We start from the raw sequence: 1,833 nt of genomic DNA, 5'->3' as shown, positions 1-1,833 counted from the left end.
GCTGAATGCGCGGCTGGTCCAGGCCGACGAGCGGGCCCGGCTGCTGGAAGACCAGACCGCCACCCAGGCCGAGCTGATCCGGGCCCAGGCCGACAAACAGGCGACCATGACGGCCAATACGGTGGCCGAGGCCCTGATCAAGCGTACCGAAGAGAACTTCAAGAGCCGCGAGCTGCTGTCGCAGCAGCGGCTGGAGGCCCAGCTCAAGCCCGTGGCCGAAACGCTCGCCAAGTTCGAGGCCCAGGTCACGGCCGTCGAAAAGGCCCGCGCCGAGGAGACCGGCGGGCTGAAGGCCCAGATCACCGCCCTGATGGAGGCCTCGACCGCCACCCAGGCCGAGGCCCGCAAGCTGTCAGCCGCCCTGCGGCGCGGGGCCGGTGTCCAGGGCCGCTGGGGCGAGCAGACCCTGCGCAACGTTCTGGAGGCCGCCGGCCTCAACCAGCGCTTCGACTTCGAGGAGCAGTTCAGCGTCGACACCGACGAGGGTCGCCGCCGGCCTGACGTCAAGGTGCGGATGCCCGGCGGGGCGGTGTTCGTGATCGACGCCAAGTGCTCGCTGAACGCCTTCCTGGAAGCCCAGGAACTGACCGAGGACCTGCCGCGCGAGGCCGCCCTGCTGCGCCACGCCCAGAGCGTGCGGGCCCACATGACCAGCCTGTCGGCCAAGGCCTACTGGGACCAGTTCGCCTCGGAGGGCTCGCCCGACTTCGTGGCCATGTTCGTGCCCGGCGACAGCTTCCTGGCCGCGGCGCTGGAGCGCCTGCCCGACCTGATGACCGAGGCCATGGACAAGCGGGTGCTGCTGGTCACGCCCACCACCCTGTTCGCCCTGTGCAAGGCGGTGGCCTATGGCTGGCGGGTGGAAGACCAGGCCAGGAACGCCGCCAATATCGTCGCCGTGGGCCGAGAGCTCTACAAGCGGGTGGCGGTGATGGGGGCCCATGCCGGGGCCGTCGGCAAGGCGCTGGAGTCGGCAGTCGGCAAGTACAACCAGTTCGTCGGCTCGCTGGAGAGCCAGGTCCTGACCCAGGCCCGCCGCTTCGAGGACCTTTCGGTCGACCACGAGGGCAAGGACATTCCGGAACTCGTACCGGTGGAATCGGGCGTTCGGGCGCTGAACAAGCTGGCCCCGCAGACCGGGATAGGACAATCCCCCACCTTGACGCTCGGGAATGAGCCCCTTACCTGACAGATATTATGGCTATCCGTCGCATCCTCACCGTCGATAACGCCGCCGATCTGGCGACGCTCAAGAAGATCTCCACCCCCGTCGAGGCGGTGACCGATGATCTGCGCCATCTGATGGATGACATGCTGGAGACCATGTACGACGCCCCCGGCATCGGCCTGGCCGCCGTGCAGATCGGCGAGCCGGTCCGCGTCATCGTCATGGACCTGGCCCGTGAGGGCGACGAGCCCGCGCCGCGCTATTTCGTCAATCCCGAGATCCTGTCGAGCTCGGAAGAGACGCAGGGCTACGAAGAGGGCTGCCTGTCGGTGCCCGACTATTATGACGAGGTCGAGCGCGCCTCGAAGGTGACCCTGCGCTACATGAACTACCAGGGCGAGACGGTGGTCGAGGAGGCCGAGGGCCTGTTCGCCGTCTGCATCCAGCACGAGATGGACCACCTGGAAGGCGTGCTGTTCATCGACCATCTGTCGCGGCTGCGTCGCGACCGGGCCATCACCAAGGTCAAGAAGGCGCGTCGGGCGGCTTAACTGGCCCCCTCACCCATCCGCCCCCTGTGGGGGCGGACGACCGCGCAGCGGTCCGGTGGGGGCGAGTGACCCCGCCCCCCGATCCCTACTCCGCCGCGACGGCCTCGGCCTGGC

At 68.4% G+C, this 1,833-nt stretch carries 2 protein-coding genes; both read left to right on the top strand.

Annotated features, from left to right (window positions below; translation table 11 throughout):
• A partial coding sequence (locus DBR10_RS12670; protein ID WP_108556383.1) for a DNA recombination protein RmuC occupies nucleotides 1-1,189 on the top strand: 1,189 nt, incomplete at its 5' end.
• 8 nt (nucleotides 1,190-1,197) lie between these two features.
• Nucleotides 1,198-1,719, top strand: coding sequence for a peptide deformylase (def, locus tag DBR10_RS12665; protein ID WP_108490065.1), 522 nt, complete (start codon nucleotides 1,198-1,200; stop codon nucleotides 1,717-1,719).
• Nucleotides 1,720-1,833: the final 114 nt, after the last annotated feature.

The sequence above is a fragment of the Caulobacter sp. HMWF025 genome (assembly GCF_003060965.1).
GTDB lineage: Bacteria > Pseudomonadota > Alphaproteobacteria > Caulobacterales > Caulobacteraceae > Caulobacter.
This window is presented reverse-complemented; position numbering and strand designations above follow the sequence as displayed.

Coding starts and splice junctions, on each gene's coding strand:
- def (WP_108490065.1), top strand. CDS start 1,198: ATGGCTATCCGTCGCATCCTCACCGTCGATAACGCCGCCGATCTGGCG.